The 24,771-nt window shown below is 41.7% G+C and carries 26 protein-coding genes and 2 tRNA genes; 14 read left to right on the top strand and 14 right to left on the bottom strand.

Annotated elements, in window-relative coordinates; genetic code table 11:
- Window positions 1–94 precede the first annotated feature (94 nt).
- Window positions 95–979 carry an NAD kinase gene (locus JS40_RS07555; RefSeq protein WP_034259559.1) on the bottom strand — a complete coding sequence of 295 codons (885 nt, stop codon included), beginning with the start codon at window positions 977–979 and terminating at the stop codon, window positions 95–97.
- A 4-nt stretch (window positions 980–983) separates the two neighbouring features.
- Entirely contained in the window at window positions 984–1,640 is a 657-nt protein-coding gene (locus JS40_RS07550; protein ID WP_034262233.1) for a CBS domain-containing protein, read from the bottom strand.
- Between the two features lie 84 nt (window positions 1,641–1,724).
- Between JS40_RS07550 and JS40_RS07545 the strand changes: the two genes are divergently transcribed.
- The 8 genes from JS40_RS07545 to clpX all read left to right on the top strand — a co-directional run bounded on the left by JS40_RS07545 (window position 1,725) and on the right by clpX (window position 9,980).
- Window positions 1,725–2,438: a pyridoxine 5'-phosphate synthase gene (locus JS40_RS07545; protein ID WP_034259558.1), complete on the top strand. Its 714-nt coding sequence runs from the start codon at window positions 1,725–1,727 to the stop codon at window positions 2,436–2,438.
- Window positions 2,438–3,199: an alpha/beta fold hydrolase gene (locus tag JS40_RS07540; RefSeq protein WP_034259557.1), complete on the top strand. Its 762-nt coding sequence runs from the start codon at window positions 2,438–2,440 to the stop codon at window positions 3,197–3,199. Before JS40_RS07545 ends, JS40_RS07540 begins: the two co-directional genes overlap by 1 nt.
- 111 nt (window positions 3,200–3,310) lie before the next feature.
- A complete protein-coding gene (locus tag JS40_RS07535; RefSeq protein WP_034259556.1) occupies window positions 3,311–4,561 on the top strand; it encodes an OmpP1/FadL family transporter in 1,251 nt (416 codons plus the stop codon).
- A gap of 19 nt (window positions 4,562–4,580) precedes the next feature.
- Complete coding sequence (locus JS40_RS07530) at window positions 4,581–6,113, top strand: SGNH/GDSL hydrolase family protein (protein ID WP_034259554.1); 1,533 nt, start codon at window positions 4,581–4,583, stop codon at window positions 6,111–6,113.
- A gap of 71 nt (window positions 6,114–6,184) precedes the next feature.
- Window positions 6,185–6,529 carry a phage holin family protein gene (locus JS40_RS07525; RefSeq protein ID WP_034259551.1) on the top strand — a complete coding sequence of 115 codons (345 nt, stop codon included), beginning with the start codon at window positions 6,185–6,187 and terminating at the stop codon, window positions 6,527–6,529.
- Between the two features lie 114 nt (window positions 6,530–6,643).
- A complete protein-coding gene (gene tig / locus JS40_RS07520; RefSeq protein ID WP_034259548.1) occupies window positions 6,644–7,963 on the top strand; it encodes a trigger factor in 1,320 nt (439 codons plus the stop codon).
- 80 nt (window positions 7,964–8,043) lie between these two features.
- Window positions 8,044–8,718: an ATP-dependent Clp endopeptidase proteolytic subunit ClpP gene (gene clpP, locus JS40_RS07515; protein ID WP_034262230.1), complete on the top strand. Its 675-nt coding sequence runs from the start codon at window positions 8,044–8,046 to the stop codon at window positions 8,716–8,718.
- A 29-nt stretch (window positions 8,719–8,747) separates the two neighbouring features.
- Window positions 8,748–9,980 (top strand): ATP-dependent Clp protease ATP-binding subunit ClpX, encoded by a 1,233-nt coding sequence (gene clpX / locus JS40_RS07510; RefSeq protein ID WP_034259545.1) that lies wholly within the window; start codon window positions 8,748–8,750, stop codon window positions 9,978–9,980.
- A 415-nt stretch (window positions 9,981–10,395) separates the two neighbouring features.
- On the opposite strand, the gene JS40_RS07505 is transcribed toward clpX, so the two are convergent.
- Complete coding sequence (locus tag JS40_RS07505) at window positions 10,396–11,934, bottom strand: GH3 auxin-responsive promoter family protein (protein WP_034259541.1); 1,539 nt, start codon at window positions 11,932–11,934, stop codon at window positions 10,396–10,398.
- Window positions 11,935–11,979: 45 nt separating this feature from the next.
- Here JS40_RS07505 and JS40_RS07500 point away from each other — a divergent pair, with 45 nt between their 5' ends.
- Window positions 11,980–12,774, top strand: a complete 795-nt coding sequence (locus tag JS40_RS07500) for a DUF2797 domain-containing protein (RefSeq protein ID WP_034259538.1) — start codon at window positions 11,980–11,982, stop codon at window positions 12,772–12,774.
- 2 nt (window positions 12,775–12,776) lie between these two features.
- On the opposite strand, the gene JS40_RS07495 is transcribed toward JS40_RS07500, so the two are convergent.
- The gene (locus JS40_RS07495; protein WP_034259535.1) at window positions 12,777–15,416 is read right to left on the bottom strand and encodes an AsmA family protein; all 2,640 of its coding nucleotides are present in this window, start codon (window positions 15,414–15,416) and stop codon (window positions 12,777–12,779) included.
- 20 nt (window positions 15,417–15,436) lie between these two features.
- Window positions 15,437–16,138: a queuosine precursor transporter gene (locus tag JS40_RS07490; protein WP_034259532.1), complete on the bottom strand. Its 702-nt coding sequence runs from the start codon at window positions 16,136–16,138 to the stop codon at window positions 15,437–15,439.
- A gap of 91 nt (window positions 16,139–16,229) precedes the next feature.
- On the opposite strand from JS40_RS07490, the gene folK reads away from it, so the two are divergent.
- The gene (folK, locus tag JS40_RS07485; RefSeq protein WP_034259529.1) at window positions 16,230–17,348 is read left to right on the top strand and encodes a 2-amino-4-hydroxy-6-hydroxymethyldihydropteridine diphosphokinase; all 1,119 of its coding nucleotides are present in this window, start codon (window positions 16,230–16,232) and stop codon (window positions 17,346–17,348) included.
- On the opposite strand, the gene JS40_RS07480 is transcribed toward folK, so the two are convergent.
- Window positions 17,349–17,888 carry an RNA methyltransferase gene (locus JS40_RS07480; RefSeq protein ID WP_034259526.1) on the bottom strand — a complete coding sequence of 180 codons (540 nt, stop codon included), beginning with the start codon at window positions 17,886–17,888 and terminating at the stop codon, window positions 17,349–17,351. It abuts the gene before it with no gap.
- Between the two features lie 188 nt (window positions 17,889–18,076).
- Here JS40_RS07480 and mutS point away from each other — a divergent pair, with 188 nt between their 5' ends.
- The 3 genes from mutS to JS40_RS07465 all read left to right on the top strand — a co-directional run bounded on the left by mutS (window position 18,077) and on the right by JS40_RS07465 (window position 20,986).
- Window positions 18,077–20,692, top strand: coding sequence for a DNA mismatch repair protein MutS (gene mutS, locus JS40_RS07475; protein WP_034259524.1), 2,616 nt, complete (start codon window positions 18,077–18,079; stop codon window positions 20,690–20,692).
- Between the two features lie 119 nt (window positions 20,693–20,811).
- Window positions 20,812–20,884 (top strand) — tRNA-Gly (locus tag JS40_RS07470).
- Between the two features lie 16 nt (window positions 20,885–20,900).
- Window positions 20,901–20,986: transfer RNA gene (locus tag JS40_RS07465), tRNA-Leu, on the top strand.
- A 192-nt stretch (window positions 20,987–21,178) separates the two neighbouring features.
- Here the strand turns inward: JS40_RS07465 and JS40_RS07460 are convergent.
- The 5 genes from JS40_RS07460 to JS40_RS07445 all read right to left on the bottom strand — a co-directional run bounded on the left by JS40_RS07460 (window position 21,179) and on the right by JS40_RS07445 (window position 22,935).
- Complete coding sequence (locus tag JS40_RS07460) at window positions 21,179–21,685, bottom strand: hypothetical protein (protein ID WP_233273951.1); 507 nt, start codon at window positions 21,683–21,685, stop codon at window positions 21,179–21,181.
- Entirely contained in the window at window positions 21,648–21,770 is a 123-nt protein-coding gene (locus JS40_RS15640) for a hypothetical protein (RefSeq protein ID WP_255396934.1), read from the bottom strand. Before JS40_RS15640 ends, JS40_RS07460 begins: the two co-directional genes overlap by 38 nt.
- A gap of 104 nt (window positions 21,771–21,874) precedes the next feature.
- A complete protein-coding gene (locus tag JS40_RS07455) occupies window positions 21,875–22,306 on the bottom strand; it encodes a hypothetical protein (protein WP_034259520.1) in 432 nt (143 codons plus the stop codon).
- Window positions 22,307–22,381: 75 nt separating this feature from the next.
- Window positions 22,382–22,621, bottom strand: coding sequence for a hypothetical protein (locus JS40_RS07450; protein ID WP_034259518.1), 240 nt, complete (start codon window positions 22,619–22,621; stop codon window positions 22,382–22,384).
- A 68-nt stretch (window positions 22,622–22,689) separates the two neighbouring features.
- Window positions 22,690–22,935 (bottom strand): hypothetical protein, encoded by a 246-nt coding sequence (locus JS40_RS07445; RefSeq protein WP_034259516.1) that lies wholly within the window; start codon window positions 22,933–22,935, stop codon window positions 22,690–22,692.
- A gap of 234 nt (window positions 22,936–23,169) precedes the next feature.
- Between JS40_RS07445 and JS40_RS07440 the strand changes: the two genes are divergently transcribed.
- On the top strand, window positions 23,170–23,940 hold the full coding sequence (locus JS40_RS07440; RefSeq protein ID WP_034259515.1) for an XRE family transcriptional regulator: 771 nt from the start codon (window positions 23,170–23,172) through the stop codon (window positions 23,938–23,940).
- A 47-nt stretch (window positions 23,941–23,987) separates the two neighbouring features.
- Here JS40_RS07440 and JS40_RS07435 read toward each other — a convergent pair whose 3' ends face one another.
- Genes JS40_RS07435 through JS40_RS07425 form a run of 3 tightly spaced genes read right to left on the bottom strand, consistent with a single transcriptional unit; the run spans window position 23,988 to window position 24,744 of the window.
- Window positions 23,988–24,248: a DUF4097 family beta strand repeat-containing protein gene (locus JS40_RS07435; RefSeq protein ID WP_034259513.1), complete on the bottom strand. Its 261-nt coding sequence runs from the start codon at window positions 24,246–24,248 to the stop codon at window positions 23,988–23,990.
- Between the two features lie 29 nt (window positions 24,249–24,277).
- Window positions 24,278–24,499, bottom strand: coding sequence for a hypothetical protein (locus tag JS40_RS07430; RefSeq protein ID WP_034259511.1), 222 nt, complete (start codon window positions 24,497–24,499; stop codon window positions 24,278–24,280).
- A gap of 17 nt (window positions 24,500–24,516) precedes the next feature.
- Window positions 24,517–24,744 (bottom strand): hypothetical protein, encoded by a 228-nt coding sequence (locus JS40_RS07425; protein WP_034259510.1) that lies wholly within the window; start codon window positions 24,742–24,744, stop codon window positions 24,517–24,519.
- Window positions 24,745–24,771: the final 27 nt, after the last annotated feature.

The following is a 24,771-nucleotide window of genomic DNA, read 5'->3' as shown; positions in this document are numbered from 1 at the left end:
TTAAAAGTTTGCAAATATAGTAATAAACTTTGGGTCACCGCATTCGAAGCGGATTTGTCTCAGTTGATAAACAAAATTTAAGGTATTTTATTGTTTAGTTGCGTTTGTCTTCTCCCCACAATAATTTCTTCCGAAGCGTTTTTATAAAACTTTCTTCATTGAGCTCAACCATCTTTATGGTAAAAGGAGCTCTTTTAATGATCATTGTGGTTTCATTCTCTAAGGTAGCGATACGAGAATCCAGGGAAACAAGATACGATTTTTCCCTTCCTGAAACTTTTAGCGAAATTACTGTATCGTCTGAGACGACCAAGGGGCGCGCATTGAGATTATGAGGCGCGATAGGGGTGATTACCAGACTATTTGTGCTTGGCTCTATCACAGGACCTCCGCAGCTTAAGGAATATCCCGTGGAGCCTGTGGGCGTGGCCACTATAAGGCCGTCACTCCAATAGGAGGTAAGGTACTTATCATTGATATAGGTCTCCACCTTGATCATGGAAGTTGTATTCTTTCGGTTGACAGCCACTTCATTAAGGGCAAAGTTCAACGGCATGATCTCTTCGTTGTGGGGTTCGGTTGAAATAGTAAGTAAACTTCGTTCCGAAAGAGAATATTTACCATTCAGTATCAAATTAATGCTGTCTGTGATTTCTTCTTTCTGAAGCGTTGCCAAAAACCCAAGTCGTCCGGTGTTGATCCCAACAATAGGAATGCCTAGATCTCCTACATAGGTAACCGATTTCAAGATCGTTCCATCTCCTCCAATACTGAAAAAAAGATCGTACGAAGCATCCAGTGAAGTAAAGGTCTCAAAGCCCGAGAAATTCTTGGTGATGTCTTGATGTTCGTTGATAATGTCAAGAAAATTAGACTCGATCACGATAGTCACCTGCTTTTTTTGTAGCGCATCCAAGATCAACTGAATGTAGGTCTCAGAGTTTTTATGATAGAATTGACCGTAAATACCTATTTTCATATCATTACATGTTTAGGTATTTATTGAGATAATCCGATCGTTCTTTCAGATCTTCCAGGAAGGTATCCTCATCGTGACTGGAAACGACTTCATAATTGTATCTTCGAAAGGTCTGGACAATGGAATTCATTCCGGTGTGTCCAATTTTTATAGTAACCTGTACAACCTCGTTCTCGATTTTTGAAACAAAAGCCCCTAAGATCTTGGTATCATTGGATTCAACGATCTGGCATATCTCACTAAACGAATAATCCCGTATTCCCTTTTCAACTACAATAATTCCTCCGGCTTCATTTAAAAAGGGCGTATCGTTAAACAAATTAAGGATGTCGCCTAATTCGTAATAACCCAAGTATTCATTGTTCTTGCCCATTACGGGCATAATATTACTGTTATGCAGGGCAAACGCTTCCAGGATATCCAGCCAATTGGTATTGTTTCGCACGTAGAACCCTTCCACGGCATACGCATATTCGTGAATGGACTTTGTTCCGTCAAAACAATGTGCATCGGTTTCACTTAAACACCCCAAATAAGTGCCATCTCGTTCTACAGGAACATGGGTATAAGTAAGCTGATTGAAGGCAAGCTGCACCTCCTTTATATCAGAATCTATTGAAAAAGGCTGAATATCGTTAATGATGTAACTTCGTGTGTCCAATGGCAAATTTTTATGCAAATTACTTAAAATATAGACGCAAAACCGAGCATCAACTTTGTATTTTTGTGTGATCAAAGCTGAAACATGACGAAATTAAGTGTAAATATTAATAAAATCGCCACCCTTCGCAACGCCCGAGGCGGAAATGTCCCCGATGTGATTCAAGTCGCCAGGGACGTTCAGAAATTTGGCGCACAGGGTGTTACCATTCATCCAAGGCCGGACGAACGTCACATTCGGTATCAGGATGCATACGATCTTAAGCCGGTGGTCACATCCGAATATAATATAGAAGGAAACCCTATCGATTCGTTTTTGGGAATGGTACTGAAGATTCAACCCACACAGGTTACACTCGTACCCGACGCAGTAGATGCTATAACTTCCAATGCAGGATGGGACACTATCACGCATAAGGACTTTCTGGTCGAGATCATTTCAGAATGTAAAAGGAACAATATTCGGACTTCAATATTTGTGGATCCGGAATTAAAGATGGTAGAAGGTGCTTTTCACACCGGGACTGATCGCATAGAATTGTACACCGAAGAATTTGCCAAACAGTATGCGCTTGGTAATAAACAAGCGGTTCAACCCTATGTCGATTGTGCTGTTTTAGCACATCAGTTAGGCATTGGTGTTAATGCCGGGCATGACCTGTCACTGGACAATATTCGTTTTTTTAAAGAACAGGTGCCACATCTCCTGGAGGTTTCCATAGGGCATGCACTTATTTGTGAAGCACTCTACAATGGGCTTGAAAATGTGATTACAGACTATCTCCAAAAATTGAAGTAATGAAAGTACACTCACAAATAATAGGAGAAGGAGCCCCGCTTGTTATTCTACACGGTTTTTTAGGAAGTGGTGACAACTGGAAGACATTGGGCAGTCAGTTTGCCGAAGTAGGCTTTGAAGTGCATTTGGTGGACCAGCGTAACCATGGTCGTAGTTTTCACGATCCTGAATTCTCTTACGACCTTATGGCCGGCGACCTGTATCACTATTGTGAGGAACAGGGACTAAAGGAGATCATACTCCTGGGGCATTCTATGGGAGGTAAGACCGCCATGCATTTTGCGACTACCTATCCTGAAAAAGTGCAAAAGTTGATAGTGGCAGATATTGCTCCCAAAGCGTATCCACAGCACCATCAGGATATTCTAAAAGCTCTGAGTAGTTTGGATTTTTCTGAAATTAAATCGCGGGGAGAAGCAGAGGAAGTACTTTCAGCATATATTAAAGATATAGGTACGCGACAATTCTTGCTTAAGAACCTCTATTGGAAAGAAAAGGGACAGTTGGCATTGCGTATGAATTTACCTGTGCTTAGTAAAGAGATCGAGGAAGTGGGAAAAGCTTTGCCGGAATCGGCGCTGTTTTCTAAAGCCACACTCTTTTTAAAAGGAGAGAAATCTGGTTATGTGGAGCCTATGGATGAAATATTGATAAAAAAACATTTTCCGAAGGCAAGTATTCAAAGCGTTAAAAACGCCGGACATTGGTTGCACGCCGAAAATCCTTCAGAATTTTACAAAAAAGTGATAGATTTTTTATAACATTGCAATGATAGTTTTATTATGTATGCATAATATTCCATAAATGCCCATTAATATTGCGTAATTTTAAAGCCATCCATAAAACCAAACATTTAATCTAACTTAATTATTATGAAGAAAGTAGTACTTCTTGCTGTTTTTGTACTAGGAACAGCAATAACGTATGCCGGAGGATACCGTGTAAGTTTGCAGGGGCAAAAGTCTTTGGCTATGGGACATACAGGAGTCGCTGTTATCAATAGCAGTGAGCTTGTGTTTTTCAATCCTGCCGGGTTGGTCCACCTAGAGAACAAATTGAATATTTCTGCCGGGGTAAGCGGCGTGTTCTCGAATGTAGCTTATCAAAACGAAATGACCGGAGAATCTGCTGTGACCGACAGTCCAACAGGAACCCCGCTTTATTTATACGCATCTTATCAGGCCAATGACTGGTTGGCTTTTGGTATTGGAGTGTATACGCCCTTTGGAAGCACCGTTTCGTATGAAGATGATTGGGCAGGATCTCACTTGGTTAATAACATCGACCTCCAAGCGATCTTCATCCAACCAACGATCTCCTTCAAGATTGGTGATTACTTAAGTATTGGTGGTGGTCCTATTTATGTGACCGGTTCGGTGAACTTTAACCGTAACTTGAACAGAACACTCACCGATTTGGACGGAAACAGAGCTGAAGTGACTATAGATGCTTCAGGAATTAGCAACTGGGGATGGACTGCAGGAGCTATGTTCAAACTTAGCGAAGACCTAACATTGGGAGCAAATTACCGTTCTCAAATAAAATTAAACGCTGAAGGCGGGGACGCAGATTTCGAAAATGTACCTAACTCTCCTCTAACGCCTTTTCAAGATACTACCTTCGACGCTACCTTGCCATTACCTGCAGAAATGACAGTTGGAATCTCCTACGAGTTCTGTGATAAATGGTTGTTTGCATTCGATTTCAACAGAGCATTCTGGGACGTTTACGAGTCATTGGATATAGATTTTGCCAATGAGAATATACCGGATTCTCGCAATCTTCGAAACTATAAGAATGCGTCAACATATCGTTTCGGACTCCAATACGAAGCTACAGATATGTTCACCTTGCGAGCAGGGTACTATTTTGACGAATCTCCGGTTCGTGAAGGCTATTTTGCTCCGGAAACACCGCGTAACGATAGTAACGGGTATACTGCCGGACTTACGTTTAACGTAGGCGACAGCTTCCAGGTGGATGCTTCCTTCTTGTACCTTCATTTCAAGGAAGTGGATGCATCATACGACTACTATTTTGAGAATGGACAAGCAGCTCCGTTTAGCGGGCGCTATAAGTCCAATGCGTTTATTCCAGGTTTGGGTGTAACGTATAAAATGTAATTGAAAAAATTCAGAAAAGATGAAAAACACACTAAAAATATGTATTGGCTTACTTGCCATCGGGTTTGTAAGCTGTGAGCCAGAGTTCGATACTCCGGTGGACTCAGAAGGATTTTACAGTAGCGGAAGCGCAAATCTTTCAAACTTTGTAGCAGTAGGAAACTCATTAACTGCAGGGTATGCAGATGGAGCGCTTTATATTACAGGACAAGAAAACTCTTATCCTAATATTATGGCACAGCAATTTGCTTTAGCAGGTGGCGGCGATTTTACGCAACCACTTATGGCCGATAATCTAGGAGGGCTGTTGTTAAACGGAACCCAGATTCAGCCTAATCGCTTGGTGCTGTCTGTAGACGCAAACGGCAATCCGGGACCCGTAGTTTTGGAAGGGACCCCCACTACAGAGGTTACGACAAGTGCCACAGGGCCTTTTAACAACATGGCCGTACCAGGAGCAAAAAGCTTCCACTTAAATGCTCAGGGATATGGAAATCCTGCCGGTATTGCATCGGGAGCTGCGAACCCATATTATGCTCGTTTTGCTACAAGTGCAAATGCCAGTGTGATTCAGGATGCCGCATCGCTCAATCCCACATTCTTTACACTTTGGATTGGTAATAACGATATCTTGAGTTATGCTACTTCCGGAGGTACCGGGGTTGATCAAACCGGAAACCTTGATCCTACCACGTATGGTAGTCAGGATATCACAGACCCGAACGTATTTGCTGCTTCGTACAGTGCGCAAGTAAATGCATTAATGGCTTCAAGTACCGGAGGTGTATTGGTCAATATTCCCGACGTAACTTCCATTCCTTATTTTACAACTGTTCCTGTGCGCGCCATTCCTTTAGATGCCGCAACCGCCGGAGCTGTAAATGCCCAATTCGCTCAATACAATGATGTTATCCTTCCTACCTTGGTGACATTTGGTATTATCACACAAGCTGAGGCAGATGCTCGAAAGATAAATTTCGCTGCAGGTGTAAATTACCCTATACTTACAGACGATGATCTTACGGATGTAAGTCAGGTTTTGCAAGGACCTCCGGCAAATCTTCCTCCGGATCTTGCTAATTTGCTTGGACAGTTACGTCAAGCAAACGACAACGACTTGGTTGTACTTCCGGCATCTTCGGTGTTGGGAACTACACCCGATCCTAACAACCCTTTGGGTGTAATAGGGGTGTCTATCCCGCTCGGAGATTCGTTTGTATTAACGGAGGTAGAGCAAGGACGTGTTTCTGCAGCTGCTACAGCGTACAACGCCGTGATCGAAGGATTGGCAAACGCTAACGATTTAGCCTTTGTTGATGCAAGAGCTGCGCTTGCACAAGTAGCCGCAACCGGAGTTGCCTATGACGCAGGCGTGTTAACGTCAACGTATGTAACGGGAGGCGCCTTTTCTTTGGACGGAGTGCATCCTACACCAAGAGGTTATGCGTATACTGCCAACTTAATGATTAATGCGATTAACAGAAAGTATGGCGCTACCATTCCTCAGGTGAACATTGGAAATTACGGCACAGTGACGGCAACTAATAATTAAATTACCGAATAAGATATGTTAAAACCACCCACTTTTAGGGTGGTTTTTTTATCTTTATATAAAAGGAAATCATGAAATTTATTCTACGACTTTTATTAACGGCTGTCGCTGTGGTCATCTTGGCCTATGTACTGCCCGGTGTGGCTGTAGATGGCTTTGTGTCTGCTATAATAGTTGCTGTGGTACTGGCGCTTTTGCGATTTATTGTAAAACCCATACTGATAATTCTTACTCTGCCGGTCACGATTTTAACCCTGGGTCTTTTTCTTTTAATTATCAATGCACTTATTATATTGATGGCTGATTATTTTGTGGCTGGTTTTGCAGTGTCTTCCATATGGTGGGCACTCTTGTTTAGTCTTCTTCTTTCTTTTTTACAGTCTATCTTATTTTCTATGCTCGATGATGAAAAATAAGCCACTGTATAACAGTAGTTAAAAGCTTGTTGCATTTCATTAAATATCGTACTTTTGCACCCGCCTTCAAAGGAAGGACGAAAGAGACGTTATACGGAAAATTTTTTCAGAAAAATGAACATTACAAAAAAAGAAATTGATAGCCTGAATGCGGTAGTAACCGTGGAAATATCGAAAGAGGATTATTCGGCAAAAGTGCATAAAGTATTGGATAATTATCGTAAGAATGCCAATATTCCTGGCTTTAGAAAGGGACATGTTCCTATGGGAATGGTGAAAAAACAATACGGTACTGCTGTATTGGTAGAGGAAGTGAACAAGATCCTTCAAGACTCTTTGCATAAGTTCCTTACGGAAGAAAAGCTGGATGTTTTAGGAAATCCCCTTCCCAAGAATGAAGCAGAGATCGATTGGGCTTCCGACGATTTTTCGTTTCAATTTGATTTAGGACTTGCTCCCGAATTTAAAGTAGATGTCACCAAAAAGGCCATTACTAATTATAAGGTAATCGCAGACGATGCTTTCTTGGACAATCAAGTAAAGACGATTCGCAAACAATACGGTAAATTGATTTCTAAGGATACCGTTGCTAAAGGCGATGAAATTACAGGTACTTTTTTGAATGCTGACAAAGGTATTGACAAAAAGGCCACTCTGGAATTGGATAATATTGCCGGAAAAACACAAGGAAAAGCGTTGTTGGGGGCCAAAGTGGGCGATGAGGTTATATTGAAGACCAAAGGATTGTTCGCAGATGACCACGACAATCAGAAATATTTGGGGGTATCTCACGACGAAGCGCATGGTTTGGACGTGGAGGTCACTTTTAAGATCGAAGAAATCAACACCAGAGAAATGGGAGAACTCAATCAGGAGCTTTTCGATAAGTTGTTTGGTGAAGGGGTCGTCTCTTCAGAAAAGGAATTAAAACAGAAGATAAAGGAGGACGCCGAAAAACAATTTGAGCAACAAAGCGATCAAAAATTATTAAATGATGTGGTAGAGTCGCTTATTGAGAATACAAAGTTCGATCTGCCGGATCAGTTCTTACAACGTTGGATCCAAGTTTCAGGAGAAAAGCCAATGACCGAAGAGGCGGCAAAAGCCGAATATGAGCGAAGTGAAAAGGGATTGCGCTACCAATTGATCGAAGGAAAATTAAGAGCTGAACATAACCTTCAAGTTACTTTCGATGAGTTAAAAGATTATGCAAAGAACATGATCAAAGCTCAAATGGCTCAATTTGGGCAAACAAACCCTTCAGAAGAAGAATTAGATAACATTGCAGCGAGAATTCTTTCAAATGAAGAAGAGGTGAAACGAATGAGCGAACAGTTGAATACCAACAAGTTGCTTCAGTTCTTTAAGGAAAATGCAAAACTGAAGACTAAGGAAGTAAACTATGACACTTTCATTAAGGAAGCTTACGAGTAATTCAACAAGAAAATAGTTATATTTAGGCGTTGAATGGAATCATTCAGCGCTTTTTTATTTCAGAAAAAGAAAGAGTATTTATGAACTACGGAAAAGAATTCAAAAAATTTGCCACCAAGGATCAAGGGATCAACAGTATGTATTACGACAAGATCGTGAGCAGCATGATTCCGGTGGGTCTTACACCTAATATTATTGAGGAGCGTCAAATGAACGCAGTTGCGATGGACGTTTTTTCACGTTTGATGATGGACCGCATCATCTTTTTGGGAACGGGTATCAACGATCAAGTGGCCAATATTGTACAGGCACAATTGCTGTTCTTAGAAAGCACCGATGCTTCTAAGGACATTCAAATATATATTAACTCTCCCGGCGGTAGTGTTTATGCCGGTCTGGGAATCTACGACACTATGCAGTTCATTAAACCCGATGTTGCCACCATTTGTACCGGAATGGCAGCGTCTATGGCAGCTGTGTTGTTGTGTGCGGGAGAAAAAGGCAAGCGAAGCGGTCTTACCCATTCGCGCGTCATGATCCACCAGCCTATGGGCGGAGCTCAAGGACAGGCGAGCGATATCGAGATCACTGCCAAGGAGATTATTTCCCTTAAAAAAGAATTGTACAATATTATTGCCAAACATACGGGTCAAACCTACGAGAAGGTCTACGAGGATAGTGATAGGGACTATTGGATGAAAGCCGACAAGGCCTTGGAGTATGGAATGATCGATGAAATTCTCTCAAGAGGATAATTTCAGTTTAAGAATAAGAATTCAGAAATATGTCGAAAGAAGATCTAGAATGTTCGTTTTGTGGTAGGAAAAAGGCCGAAACCAATCTGCTAATCGCAGGTTTGGACGCCCATATCTGCGATCGCTGTATCGAGCAGGCGCATGGTATTGTAGTCGAGGAAGCGTTACATTCTACAAATAGTGAGCTTAGTAAGGAGTTGATGCTAAAAAAGCCGAAACTCATCAAAGAATTTTTAGATGATTATGTCATTGGGCAGGAACACACCAAAAAAGTAATGTCAGTTGCTGTTTACAATCATTATAAGCGTTTGTTACAGCCTAAGACCGATGATGATATCGAAATTCAAAAAAGTAATATCATAATCGTAGGGCAGACCGGTACCGGAAAGACGCTCGTGGCGAAGACCATCGCCCGTATGCTGAACGTTCCCTTGGCTATTGTAGATGCTACAGTTCTCACCGAAGCCGGATATGTTGGGGAAGATGTGGAAAGTATTCTAACGCGATTGCTTCAGGCTGCAGATTATAACGTGGAAAAAGCACAGAACGGGATCGTGTTTATTGATGAGATTGATAAGATCGCTCGAAAAAGCGATAATCCGTCCATCACCCGCGATGTAAGCGGGGAAGGCGTACAACAGGCACTGTTGAAATTACTGGAAGGAACCACTGTGAACGTGCCGCCCAAAGGAGGTAGGAAGCATCCCGACCAGAAGTTCATTGAGGTCGATACAGAGAATATCTTGTTTATCGCCGGAGGAGCCTTCGATGGTATAGAACGTCATATTTCCAAACGATTGAATATGCAGGCTGTAGGGTTTAGTGCTTCCAAAAAGGAAGATTCCCTGCAACGGGACAATATGTTGCGATATATCATTCCGAAGGACTTAAAAGATTTTGGATTGATCCCCGAGATCATTGGTCGTCTTCCTGTATTGACTTATATGGACCCCTTGGATAAAGGAACCTTGCGAGCAATACTTACGGAGCCTAAAAATGCCATTATCAAACAATATAAGAAGTTGTTTGAAATGGATGGGATCGATTTCGTGATCACTCATGAAGCACTTGATTTTATCGTGGAGCAGGCAATTGAATATAAACTAGGCGCGCGAGGACTTCGCTCTTTGTGCGAAGCGGTTCTAACCGATGCTATGTACGAACTACCCAGCACCGAAGATAAAACGCTCAATGTAACTAAAGAATACGCCCAGGAAAAACTAAGTAAATCCACTATTAAGAAACTTAAAGCGGTTTCTTAATAGTACTCTATTAAACGTAAAAAGCCTCTATTGAAAAATAGAGGCTTTTTACGTTAAGATCGCAATGCCTAAGGAGTTGCAATTACTGTCTTATGTTTAGTGTTCAATATTTTTTGCTGCATCAATTCCGCTTTATTCTTTAACGTATACCCCGCAACTTCAGTACTGTCATTACGTAGCCCTTGTGTTGTTCCACATGAAGAAATAACGCCACAAAACAATACTATACTACTTATGTAAATAATTCTTTTCATTAGCCCCAACTATGAAATTTTTATACGTCAAACGTACGAAGTAAGAAAAGGACTACCAAAACTTTTAGTTGAATGCACGAGAAATTCGTTGAAGTGCATTTTATAGGATAAAAAAATGTAATTAGCTTATCGGGGCTCTATTGTTTTGAGTTGTGCGTGAACTATACTGCACTACAATCACCCCTTAGCTGGTTTAGGGAGAGCAGTTCTTCCACATAGACCCGCGAGTTAGATAGACGTGGCACCTTGTGTTGACCCCCCAATTTATTCTTTTGTTTCAACCAGTCATAAAACAGTCGTTCTCTTGCACAGTGGATGGTTGGCGCCTTTAAGGTGGTGTTGTTAAATCGCTTTGCTTCGTAATCACTATTTACCTCTTGCAGGGATTTATCAAGAAGTTTTGAGAAATCCGTGAAATTAGATGGAGGGGTTTTAAATTCTATGATCCATTCATGTGCCCCTTTTTCCTTACCATTCATAAAAATGGGTGCGGCCGTGTAATCTACGATCTCGGTATTGGTTAGAAGGGTGGTCTTTCGCAATGCTGCTTCGGCATTCTCAATGATCAATTCTTCTCCAAAAGCATTAATGTGGTGTTTGGTGCGACCTGTTACTTTTATTCTGAAAGGATTGGTGCTTGTAAAACGAACGGTATCTCCAATCTTGTATCGCCAGAGCCCTGCATTGGTAGTGATCACTATGGCATAGTTAACTCCTTCTTCAACTTCACTAAGCGGAATGATCCGCTCCTCCGGGGAGCCGTAGGAATCCATTGGGATAAATTCGTAGAAGATGCCGTAATCGAGCATGAGAAGTAATTCTTTATTCGCATTCCTGTCTTGAATAGCGAAAAACCCTTCCGAAGCATTATAGATCTCATAATACCGAAAGGAATCCTTAGGCAATAGCTTGTTGTACTGTTCAATATAAGGGTCGAAACTAACACCGCCGTGAAAATAGACCTCCAAATTAGGCCAAACTTCAAAGAGGTTGGCTTTTCCGGTTGTCTCCATTACGTTGTTCAATAAAACCAACATCCACGAAGGGACACCCGCCAAACTGGTGACATTCTCATGGATGGTCTCATTCACAATGGCCTGCATCTTGACCTCCCAATCACTCATCAAAGAAACATCATTGCTTGGGGTGCTGCTAAATTCGGCCCAAAAAGGCATGTTATCGATCAAGATCGCAGAAAGGTCACCAAAAACGGTTCCGTTCTCCTCGTAAAGTTCTTTACTGCCGCCCAGTCGCAAGCTCTTTCCTAGAAAGAGTTGTGAATGCGGATTATTATTGAGGTACATACATAAAAGATCCTTGCTGGCTGCATAGTGACAGTTCTCAAGGGAATCGCTGCTCACGGGTATGAATTTGCTTTTGGCGTTTGTAGTACCGCTGGATTTCGCGAACCATTTTATAGGAGTAGGCCAAAAAATATTACTTTCTCCCTTCCTGGCACGTTGTATAAGGGGCTCGTTCTCTTCGTAGGTGGTTACCGGGATCCTGCTGGCAAATTCGCGATAGGTCCGTATGCTGTCAAAATCGTAGGTTTTGCCTATTTCAGTATGTTTTGCTTTCTGAAGCAAAGCGAACAATAGCTCATTCTGTACATCGATAGGGTATTTCAAAAAGAGCTCGATTTGATGAAATCGTTTCTTTAAAAACCAGGATGCAATAGAATTTACAATGGGTATTGGCATATATTTGGCCTATCTTTATGCAATAAAAATAACAATTTTCCTCCAATGAACTACGAAGGTGTCTTAACAAAAATGCAGACCGAGAATGGTTCTCCTATTCAGTATTATCTAGTTTTTGAGAATGATTTCCTTAATGTCAATCAGTTACTGGACAAAACAATTTCCATTAATTTTTTAAGATATCATTGTTTGAACTGCAGATTGGAGAAAAAAATATTCCGTCAAGGGTTCTGTTATGACTGTTTTTACGCTATCCCGCAAGCAGCAGACTGGGTTATGCGCCCCGAATTGAGCACCGCACATTTGGACAAGGAGGATCGCGATCTGACCTATGAAAAAAAAGTGCAATTACAACCGCATGTCGTCTATTTGGCAAACAGCAGCTCCGTAAAGGTGGGGGTTACAAGAAAAAGTCAGGTGCCCACACGCTGGATCGACCAAGGAGCACACGAGGCCATTGAAATCGTTGAAGTTCCAAATCGATATTTGGCCGGAATCACCGAAGTAGCCTTAAAAGATCATGTTTCCGATAAGACCAATTGGCGTACCATGCTTAAAAACGAAGTTAAGGATGAGGATCTGGTAGCATGGCGAAATAAACTGCGCCCCTTTATCCCCCATGAAGCAGCCGAATATTTTATTGAAAACAATACAGAGACGAACTTGCAATTTCCTGTCTTGCAATACCCAACTAAACTAAGCAGTTTAAATCTTGAAAAATCTCCTTATTTTGAAGGAGTTCTCAAAGGAATTAAAGGTCAATACTTACTGTTCGAGGACAATACCGTCTTCAATGTTAGAGGCAGTGAAGGCTATGTCGTTTCCATCGGGGTTCAGTAAGGCTAATTACCGTTAATCGAATCTTTCTTTTTCTTACCGCCGCCAAAGATACCACCCAAAATGTCTTTAACCGCTTGAGTCGTACTTTCTTGCGTTGTGGTTTTTGGCGTGGTAGTACCGCCCGTTGCTGTAGTATCCTTTGGCGTAGTTCCGCCGCCAATAATATCCCTTAAAATATCGGTTCCTTTATCCTTCAGGTCCTGCTTCTGCTTATCGATGAGTTTTTGGGTAAGTGTTTTTACGGCTGCTTCGGTGTTTAAAGAGATCTCCGGATTCGTAAATGTACCATTAAAACCCACAGGCAAGGCTACTGTAGTAGTCTCGGCATCCTTAGGATCTAATTTGGCGAGCAGTTTTGCTACATCACCACCTAAATAGCGCGCAGGAACATCCAGTGTAAGGTCGTAATCAATGGTTTTATCTAACCCGTGGCTTCCGGCGGCGGTCACTTTTATCCCTTTAATATCAAAATCGAAAGGTTTTACTTGAATCTTTCCGTTGTTGAAGGTTAGCGCTGTACTTAGGTCTCGCAGGCTCAACCGGTCCAAATTCAAAAAAGATACTTTTTCGCCCAATTTTGAAAGTAGCGGGGCTTGCTGCGGGTTCACTTCGGCAGTAATGATCTGCGCAAAAGCATCTCCTACCAAGCTCGTAAGTACGGGGGTAAGGTCGTTGTTTAAATTTCCGTTCAGCTTGATCGTGGTATTCAAGTCACCGTCCAGCGCACGAGCAATAGGAGCAAAAAAGGTTAGAAGTTCCAATTGACTAAATGATTGTGCAATATCGATCTTATTGAGGTCGAGGTTCATCGCAAAGGTAGGGGTGGTCCCTTTGGTGGATACATTCCCGGACAACGCAATATTCCCTCCAAAAAGCGAGGTCGTCACGTTACTAATGTTTGCCGTTTCTTCCTGTATGCGCAATGTCCCTTTTGCATTATCCAGCGTAAGGTTGTCGTAGATCAATTTTGTTGCTGAAAAATCCACGGTAGCATCGAGAAAGTCGGGTATTTTAATAGCATTCTTTGTTGAGGTTGCTTCGGAAGCTTTTGTGCCACTTTCTGAAGCAGTCGCTTCGGAACTCATAAAATCATTTAAACTGAAGGTATTGGACCGAAGGTTGAAACGCCCCTTTAAATCCTGTTTGGACATAAGGAAAGGGATAAGGTTTTGAATGGTCCCCGATGCCTGTATGTCGGTTTCCCCCGAAGTGGCCGAAAGGCCCTTAAGTTGAATATTGCCGGGGGTAAAGGCCAAGTTGGCATTAGAGATCTTGACAGGATTCTTAAACCCTCCGTCATTATATGTAAAATTTGTAAGACTTGCGGTTCCTTGGCTCTTTATGTTTTGGTACTGCTCGTTCTCCACAGAGTTCATGTCGAAATTGGTGGTCACATCTGCTTTAAATACACCACTGAGTTCCTGTTCCATTTCTACCGGAAGTACCTTCTCAATGTTCGCAAGGTTCAAGGTGCCTTTTAAGGCAAGGTTCACCAATGCGTTTTCTGTCAAGTTCCGAATGCTACCATTGGCTGTGAAGCGCTCATCATCGATCCTAAAGCTTAGTGCGCCAATGGTGAGATAGGTGTCTTTTACTAAGCCTGTATCGTTTTGAAGTCGGGCGTCTATGGAGATGTTTTGAACAGCCTTCGGAAGGTCGGGATATTTGAAGGATGCATTGTCACTGGCGATCTTAATGTCCATCTTCGGGATGTATGTATCGTCCACAACTCCCTTCAGCATGCCATCCACGGTAAAATTACCAGTGGTGGTAACGCCATCGAGCTCTTTAACGTATGTCTTGGGAATAACGGCAAGAAAATTTTTGAAATCGGAGGAAGGTGTTTTAAAGGTAAGGTCGATCTCGTTGTTCGTTTCGTTCACCTTTACAAAGCCGTTAAAGGTAAGTGGTAGTGCATTGACACGAGCTTCATTCTCCAGGAACGTATATTTTTGATTCTCAAGGTCCATTTGGAACACGGCGTCCAGGGCAACCTCGTTCTCACTTAAATATTCAATGTCTTCGATCTGTAAGGATACCAGTGCGGTAGTTTCTGTGTCCAATTCCGATTGGGCCAAAGAGAAATCCCCCGTTCCTGTATGGTTCACGTCCGTGAGCCTGATAAACGTTTTTGTTTTCTCGTCCAAATAGTTGATACGTGATTCTTTCAGCTCATACCGTTTCAGGTCGAAGGTAAAGCTATTGTTCGTTTGCGTGGAATCGGTAAGGGGAGCATCAGATTTTACAGCGATATCGTAATTGGTCTGTCCGGTGGAATCAACCCGTATATTGACAAAGGTTTTTTCAAAATAAAGCGCGTCTACGATAATGGGTTGGTCGCCACTTTTAAATAATTGTGTGATCCCCATATCGAGCTTGAGCAGTTCCCCGCTAGCCAGGGTGTCGCCCGCAAACGGGGCTCGGTTTACTACGCTAAAATCCTTGATGGTAAGTGCTGCGTCCGGAAAGCTTCGGAAAAGACTTAGATCGAAGTCTCCCCAGGCTACATCGGCATTAAGATTGTTGTCAATGGTTCTCTTCACCAGCTTTTCCATAGTGCTTTCAAAGAAAAGAGGTGAAAGGGCCAACAACAGGAGTACAACTCCTAAAAATATGCCTATGATTTTTAAAACCTTCTTCATATATACGTTAACTTATTTTATTAGTCTAATTCTTGCAATTCTTCTCCTTCTTTTAATTTGAATCGTCTTCGGAACAAATACACCGCAGCATATAGCAAGGGTGTGTCCAGTGCCGCCACGATCACTTTAAACAGGAAGCCGCTTAACAGCAGCATACCGAAAAGGGCCCAGTCGATCTTTCCGAAGCTACACAGGAGGAACAAAACGGTGAATGTATCTACAAACTGCGACAGGAAGGTGGAGAAATTATTCCGAAGCCATAAATGTTTTCCTTTTGTGAGGCGTTTCCAAAAATGGAAGATGGAAATGTCGATGTATTGCGCCATCAAATAGGCCATCATCGAGGCAAAAACCGCCACCGCGGTAGCTCCAAATACCTGATCGAAAAGGGCATCGCTAATAGGGCTCCAACTTGTGGCCGGAACCGCACTCGAAACATACACGATCAACAAAGAAAAGAACGAAGCAAAAATTCCTGCAGTCACCACCTGATTCGCCTTTTTTTTACCGTACACTTCACTAATAACATCGGTAATGAGAAATGTAACCGGATAGGGAAGAATACCTACAGAAATTTCAAAAGTGTACCAACCAAAAGCATCCCAATAAAAGAATTTTTGAAAAATTAGATTGGACACTACCAAGGAAGCGATAAACAATGCACCCAATATCAAATAAATACGTTGTGCTGCTAAGCGATCCTTAACCGTAAGTGCTGCCAATTATCCTTCCTTTACTCACAAATATAATGGTCAGTCTTTTTCTTTTCCTTAATTTCGTCTTAAATGTTAACATATCAAAATCAATAACTCGTTGCAGCACATTTATCTTTCTTTAGGGAGCAACCTTGGGAATCGTTTTGAATATTTACAACAGGCAGTAGACGCTATTTTTGTGGAAGTAGGGACTGTTTTGAAGATCTCCTCTGTGTACGAAACGCCCGCTCTTGGGTTTGACGGGGAAGCCTTCCTGAATTGTGTGATCCTTATCCAATCCGGGATGTCGCCGGCCAAAGTGATGGAAACACTACTAGAAATAGAAAAGGGAATGGGACGCGAACGTTCACCGGGAGATCAATACCTTTCCCGTCCTATCGATATTGATATTCTGTTAATCAATGACCTCGTGCTTGAAAGCAAGAAATTGATCGTACCACATCCTGAAATTGCAAACAGGAAGTTTGTACTGCAACCCTTGGCCGAACTTAACTCCAAGCTGAAGCATCCCGTTCTTCAAAAAAATGTGATCAAGCTATTAGCAGAAACGCCGGATAAGAGTGCGATTTCCAAACAATCCAAATGGCTCATACATCCAAAAAAGGACTACGATCTTTCAAAATTCAATTATATAGCCATCGAAGGAAATATTGGTGCGGGAAAAACGAGTTTGGCCACACAGATCGCATCCGATTTTAATGCGAAACTTATTCTTGAGCGTTTTAAAGACAATCCTTTTTTACCAAAATTCTACAAGGATCAACATCGGTATGCGTTCCCTTTAGAGATGTCCTTTTTAGCAGACCGCTATCAGCAATTATTGGAGGATATCAAGCAAATAGATTTGTTTCAAGATTGTGTAGTTGCCGATTATGATGCCTATAAATCACTAATCTTTGCTAAAGTAACCTTGCAGGAAGAAGAATTTGAGCTGTACAAAAAACTCTTTCATCTTATGCATAAAGAATTACCCAAACCCGATGTGTATGTCTACCTATATCAAAATACAGAACGACTTCTGGAGAATATCAAGAAACGCGGCAGAAGATATGAGCAAAGTATTGAAGCTTCCTATCTTCAAAAAATTAACGAAGGCTATTTGGATTTTATTAAGACGCAGCACAACGATACCATTAAGATCATTGATATATCCAACCTAGATTTTATCAAGAATCGCAAGGATTACCTCACCATACTCAAATCGATCGTATCGTAATTACAGGCGTTTTAGCTTGCTGAAGAAATCCCAGAGAACAACTCCTACACTTACCGAAATGTTAAGCGAATGTTTTGTTCCGTATTGCGGGATCTCAATCACCGTATCGCTGGCGGTCACAACGTTTTGCTGCACCCCTTTTACTTCGTTCCCAAAGATCACCGCATAGGTAAGCGAACTTTGAAGGGAAAAATCATGCAGGGACACTGCCGCCTCGGCCTGTTCAACCGACGCAACGAAGACGCCTTGCTTTTGTAATCGTTCCACGACTTCTAAGGTGTTCTCCACATATTCCCAGGGGACACTCTCTGTGGCTCCCAGCGCGGTTTTTTGAATGTCCTTGTGCGGAGGTTTTGCGGTAATCCCGCAGAGATAGATCTTTTCGATCAAAAAAGCATCGGCTGTACGAAACACAGCCCCAATGTTGTTAAGACTGCGAACATTGTCCAGAATGACAATAAGCGGGGTTTTTGATGCCGATTTGAATGTTTCGGCGTCAATTCGATCCAATTCGCTGTTCTTAAGTTTTCGGTGTTTCATCAGTTCAAAAGTAATTTTTTCAGAAGAAAAAACAGACCATTTGTTTTTAAAATATGTTTCTGAAAAACGTGTTCGTTGTTGATAAATGACGATAAATGGTTTCACATCCTTTCAATAATCCAATTGATATTTTTTATTTTTATCGTTCAAATCTCAGGGAATTACCTTGTAGCTCGAATTACCACTCCATGTCCAAGAAAGTCACCCCTTTAATGAAACAATACAACACCATCAAGGCGAAGTACCCTGATGCGCTGCTGTTATTTCGCGTTGGGGATTTCTACGAAACATTCGGGGAGGATGCTGTTCGGGCCGCAGGCATCCTGAACATCACCTTGACCGCACGAAATAATGGAGGTGATGATGTGGCATTGGCGGGGTTTCCTCACCATTCTTTGCATACTTATTTACCAAAACTTGTAATGGCCGGATGCCGGGTTGCCATTTGTGATCAATTGGAGGATCCCAAACAAACCAAGACCATTGTTAAAAGAGGGGTGACCGAGCTTGTCACCCCGGGAGTTGCGTTAAATGACGACATCCTGCAGTCTAAGACGAATAATTTTTTGGCCGCAATTCATTTTGGGAGTACGGATCTTGGGGTCTCTTTTTTAGATGTCTCTACGGGTGAGTTCCTTACAGCTCAGGGATCTGCGGAATATATCGACAAACTTCTTCAAAATTTCAATCCTTCGGAAATATTATTCAGTAAACAAAAGCGACGGTTGTTCGCCGAAACTTTTGGAGATAACTATCACATATTCCATCTCGAGGACTGGGTTTTTCAAAGCGATTATGCGCTGGAGAGCCTGCATAAACAATTTGAGGTAAAGAACCTTAAAGGATTTGGGATCGATCATTTGGATGCAGGGATCATTGCTTCGGGAGCCGTATTGCACTATCTGGGGGAAACACAACACAAAAAACTCTCCCATCTCACCAAGATCTCTCGCATCGCCGAGGATGAATACGTTTGGATGGACCGTTTTACCATTCGGAATTTGGAGCTGTATCATTCGCAGCATCAACAGGCGGTTACATTGTTGGATGTAATCGATAAGACCATTTCGCCCATGGGAGGCCGAATGTTGAAACGTTGGATGGCGCTTCCGCTAAAGGATTCAGAAAAAATTACACGCCGGCATGAGGGGGTAAGTTATTTGCTTGCCAATGAGCCCACGCTCCAAACAATTCAGCAGCATATCAAGTGCATAGGAGATCTGGAGCGACTGGTTTCGAAAGTTGCTACGGGAAAAGTGAATCCTCGTGAAGTGATTCATTTAAAGAATTCACTGGAAGCGGTAGTACCGGTGAAAGTAAAGGCCCTTCAGTCTGAAAACCAATCGGTACAGCGTATTGGAGAACAATTACAATTGTGTGAGTCTTTGCGGGAAAAAATCAAGGAAACCTTGAACGATGATGCGCCTGTACATATTCTTAAAGGAAATGCAATTGCTAGAGGTTTTCATGAAGACCTTGATGCCTTGCGTGCCATATCAACCGGCGGCAAAGAATATTTGGATGACATGCTGGAACGGGAAACCCGGCGAACAGGAATCACTTCTTTGAAGATCGCATCCAACAATGTGTTTGGATATTATATCGAGGTACGAAACACCCATAAGGACAAGGTGCCGGAAGACTGGGTTAGGAAACAAACCTTGGTAAGCGCCGAACGTTACATCACCAATGAACTTAAGGAATATGAAGCTAAGATCCTGGGTGCCGAAGAGAAAATTGCAATCCTGGAACAGCAACTGTACAACGATCTCGTGGAATGGATGCTGCCTTTTATTGGAGCTGTCCAGCAAAATGCCGTATTAATCGCAGAACTGGATTGTCTTTGTTCTTTTGCGACCCAAGCCAAACAAGCCAATTATTCCCGGCCTCTTTTGGATGATACATTCGACTTAGATATAAAAGAAGGGCGTCACCCGGTGATCGAAAAACAATTACCGCCGGACTCACCATATATTGCCAACGATGTCTTTTTAGATAGGGAGAATCAACAGATCATCATGATCACGGGACCAAATATGAGTGGTAAATCGGCGATACTTCGGCAAACCGCGCTCATTGTACTGCTTGCTCAAATGGGGAGTTTTGTACCCGCAACAGCGGTTCGAATGGGATGCGTGGATAAGATCTTTACGCGGGTAGGAGCCAGTGACAATATTTCAATGGGAGAGTCCACATTTATGGTCGAGATGAATGAAACGGCCAGTATTTTGAATAATATTTCAGAACGCAGTCTGGTATTATTAGATGAAATAGGAAGAGGGACCAGTACCTACGATGGTATTTCTATCGCGTGGGCCATTAGTGAATACTTGCACGAACATCCGTCTAAGGCCAAGACCTTGTTTGCAACACATTACCACGAATTGAACGAAATGACCGAGACTTTTTCCCGGATCAAGAATTATAATGTTTCGGTAAAGGAGCTTAAGGATACCGTACTGTTCCTTCGGAAACTGGTGCCGGGTGGTTCACACCACAGTTTCGGGATCCATGTAGCAAAAATGGCAGGTATGCCACCCGCTGTGCTGCACCGCGCCAATAAGATTTTAAAACGACTGGAGAGATCACATTCTTCGGAAGAGCTCACAGAAGAAATGAAGGCTTTATCCAAAGAAGAAATGCAGCTTAGTTTTTTTAAGCTGGACGATCCCTTACTGGAAGAAATTCGCGATGAAATCCTTGATATTGATATCGATACACTTACTCCTGTAGAGGCTTTGATGAAGCTAAACGAAATTAAAAGGGTGTTGCAGCGAAATGCTTCGGTAAAGATGAAAAAGTAAGCGAATTTAGAGCTCAATTTTTTTAAGAAATAGCATTGCTTTTGAAGTAAATATTTTAAATTTGCACCTCCTTGCCGCTGAGGCAGGCACACTTTGCAAAAAGTGTATTTTTGAAAAACGCGAAAATAGCTCAGTTGGTAGAGCGCCACCTTGCCAAGGTGGAGGTCGCGGGTTCGAATCCCGTTTTTCGCTCTTTACTAAGATTGCTGCTGAAGTGGTGGAATTGGTAGACACGCTGGACTTAAAATCCAGTGGACAGAAATGTCCGTACGGGTTCAAGTCCCGTCTTCAGTACAGATGAGAAAGAACCAGATCGAGAGATCTGGTTTTTTTGTTTTGAAAGATCCTAATGTCTGCAGACCGTGATTTTGAATCAAAAAACCGGTGGGTTTACCGAGCCGGTTTTTACTATTAAAGTGTTGATGTGTAATTCGAAAGGAAGAGACGTCCCGTCTTCAATACAAAAGCTTCTGTCTGGGAAATTTTTTATAGATCGTCACTCAGTATTTTTTTGATTTCCTCATCCACATCATTTTTGAGATCATCTGATGCAATACTCCTTTTGCTTATTCGGTAAGAAATATACATAAGAAAGAAAAGAATGGGTAGGATCGCCGGCAGGGAATACCAGAAATCGAATTCGTCGATATACTGGATCTTGTAATTGATAACCCCCGAAAGTTGGAATAGGAACATGGTGAGGGGTACCAAAATGGCATATTTCCACCAATTTCCGGATGTTAGGAACCAGATCCCGGTCAATAAGACGAACGTTATTTTTGTGAAAAGTGCATGCAAGTAGGCCTGTACGTTGCTAAATCCGCCGGAATCAACTGTGCCAAATGGGGTTTCCCACGTACTTGTCTCGGCAGGAGCATACTTATATATATAAAATAAAAAAGGTGTTGCTATCAAAAAAGTAGATAGCAACACCCCATTGATAATATTCTTTTTTCTATCCGTTTGGTGGAACTTCGTATTTGTCTTTGTCAATTTGTTGCTCATCTGTGCTTAATGCTTCTGGGGTGCAACTTGCTGCAAGAGCAAGTATCGCTAAAATAAACATAAGTTTTTTCATAATAACTGTATTTGTAGGTTAAATTCTTGACGAAGATATACAGTTATTAGCAAATTTCTAATAGTGCAAAGAAACTAAGTTTTTAGTACTTTTATCGATTTTATTTACTTTTTATCGATTATATGATGATAAAATTTATTAACAATTGTGTTTCCTAACGGGAAATAGAAAGCGAAAAAGAGGGCCATTCCAAGTGCGAATACGTGAGAACCGAAGATGCGGTCTAAAATATTGTTTGGGTAGATATAAGAGGTTTGTAAAGCATATCCTCCAAACTCAAGAACTCCCATAGCCACAAGTCCGTAAGCATATTGGGTGAAAAAATTGTACTCCTTTAAAAGTATCGAGATCGGTACCATATAGAAGATATAGGTGGGAACGATCTGCCACCAGTGAGTAAATTTGGCGATCTCAGTAAGTATGCCAATATAATTCATTAGGACGCCCCATACAAAATATACCAGAATGTAGATATATACTCTGGTTCTCTCAACCGAGCGCAACCTTTGGTACATTTGTGTCAAGGTGTCCTTCATAGAAAAAGTATTTTACAAATAGTAAATAAAAAGCCTCGCATCGCGAGGCTTTTTATCTTTTAATAAAGAAACATCTTACATGGCGTCATCATTGCCTTCTACTTCGTCCTCTACTTCCTGAGCAGCGTTCTCCATGGCGTCTCCGGTTTCCTCAGCAGCATTTTCAATTGCGTCTCCGGCGTCATCCATAGCATCTTCGGTATCGTCTACCATTTCTTCCATAGCGTCTTCCGCTTTTTCTTCTTTGGTCTCTCTACAAGAGTAGATAGAGAATACTAAGCTTAAAGCAGCAAATGATAAAATAAGTTTTTTCATAATTATTGTGATTAGTGATTAATATGAAGTAAATGTACTATATTTTTTAATTTTTGTATATCTCAGGATCAATTTTCATTCATGTCATCCGTTCCTTCCAACTCTTCTTCGATCTCTTCCCCTGCATTTTCAATGGCTTCTCCTGTTTCTTGCATTGCGTCTTCAATGGCCTCACCGGCCTTGTCCAGATTTTCTTCGGTGTCTTGCGCTGCCGCTTCAATGGCTTCTTCGGCTTTCTCACCTGTAGTTTCGCGGCAGGAATACGTGGCGAAAAGTAAGCTAAGCGCAGCTGCAGATAGAATTAGTTTTTTCATATTTGTGATTTTTAGGTTATTAACTTATAAAATTAAGTAATTTTTTAGTTAAGGACGCTTTTCACACAAATATTTCCATTAGGGGTCCGATCATAACATCAATAAAAGAAATATAGCCGGTCACACGTAAAGGCCTCTTATGGAAAGATGACAAAAATATGGAAGATATCCAATTAAATAGGAATAATTCCATGATATGTTTGGATAATTTCCAAAAAAAATGCACCTTTGGGTATGGATTCAAAATTGTCAATAGAAGCCAGACGTTTCAAAAAAGTGCGTGAGGAACTCAATCACACACAGCAGTCCTTTGCCGAACTCCTGCAAATTGGTGCGACTACAGCCGATATAGAACGAGGTAAAACGAAACTTAGTGGAAAAGTGGTGATGGAACTCTTGCGTCAATTCAACATCAATCCGTTGTGGTTGTTTGGTGAAAGTTTTACGCAACGTGTAAACCTAAATGGGGGTGATGTAAGTCCGAAGGTGATCACGCTCGATATGGAATCCAATGATACCATTCTTTTGGTGAATCAAAAGGCAGCCGCAGGATATCCGCATAACATTCAAGACGTTGACTGGTATGAAACGCTTCCTTCATTCTCCATTCCCTTGCCGCAATATCGCAATGCCACATATCGTGGCTTTCAAGTGGAAGGAGATAGTATGCTGCCAAATATTCGTCCTAACGAATGGGTCTTGGGGCGAGCAGTTCCCAGTATTTCCGAAGCGAACGACAGCAAGATCTATATTGTGGTTTTGCAGGATTCAGTGTTGGTAAAGAAACTGCAAAAAACGCCCAACAACCCTCAAAAAGTAAGGCTGCTTTCCTTAAATCCGGAATACCTTCCTATTGATGTAGAGGTATCTAGCATACAGGAATTATGGTTGGTGAACAGTAAATTGACATTTGGAATTGACGAAGCTTCGGAAAGCAGTTTACTGCAACAATTACAACAATCTATGCAAGAGTTAAAAGGGCAGATTTCTAATTTAAAAGCATAAAAAAGGCGACATTCCTGCCGCCTTTCTACTACAAACATTTTGTTTGATTAATTGTCGTCGTTGTCGGTTTTTACCTTGATCTTGGTATCACCATCATCTTCTTTGATCTTTACCGATTTTTCTTCGGTTTCCATCTTGATTTTGGTGTCGCCGTCATCTTCTTTCACTTTTATCTCAGCGCCTTCTGCCTCCATTTCTTGGATCAAAGCTTCGCTCTCAGTCATTTCTTCTTCTTTCTTTTCTCTGCAAGAAGTAAAAGAAGTGCCAATAAATAGCATGGTTACTGCAATAATTGCTAATTTTCTCATAATTATCTGTTTGATTTATTTAGTAGGGATTATGCGTCGTCTTCTCCGCCTAATCCTGTATTTTCTTGTGCTTCATTCACACTTTCCTGTAAGGTGTTTTCAACGGGATCTGAAGCGTCATCATCCGCCGTATCTTCTACATCGTCGGCAACGTCTTCAATATCATCTGCTTTTTTCTCTGTCTCTCTACAAGATAGGAACGCGGTACTTAGAACCACCAGCAGTGCCAGACTAACACTTATTTTTCTCATGAATAGCGATGTTTTGATTAATCGTCGTTACCAATTTTATCAATCTCTTCATTGACCTCTTCATTGATCTCTTTGTCAACTTCCTTGGCAGTGCGCTCTAAGATTCCTTCGGATTCTTCCACGGCTTCATTGGTTTCTACTTCTACTTCGCGTACTACTTCTTTAGTTTCTGTTTTGGTTTCTCTACACGATGTCGTGGCCAGAGCCGCTATAACGATCGCAATTGATAAGGCTGTTTTTTTCATTTTAAATAGGTTTGTGTTAATAGTTAA

The organism is Altibacter lentus (assembly GCF_000746845.1).
GTDB classification, from domain to species: domain Bacteria; phylum Bacteroidota; class Bacteroidia; order Flavobacteriales; family Flavobacteriaceae; genus Altibacter; species Altibacter lentus.
Note: the sequence above shows the minus strand (reverse complement) of the source record. Positions and strands in the feature narration are given on the sequence as shown.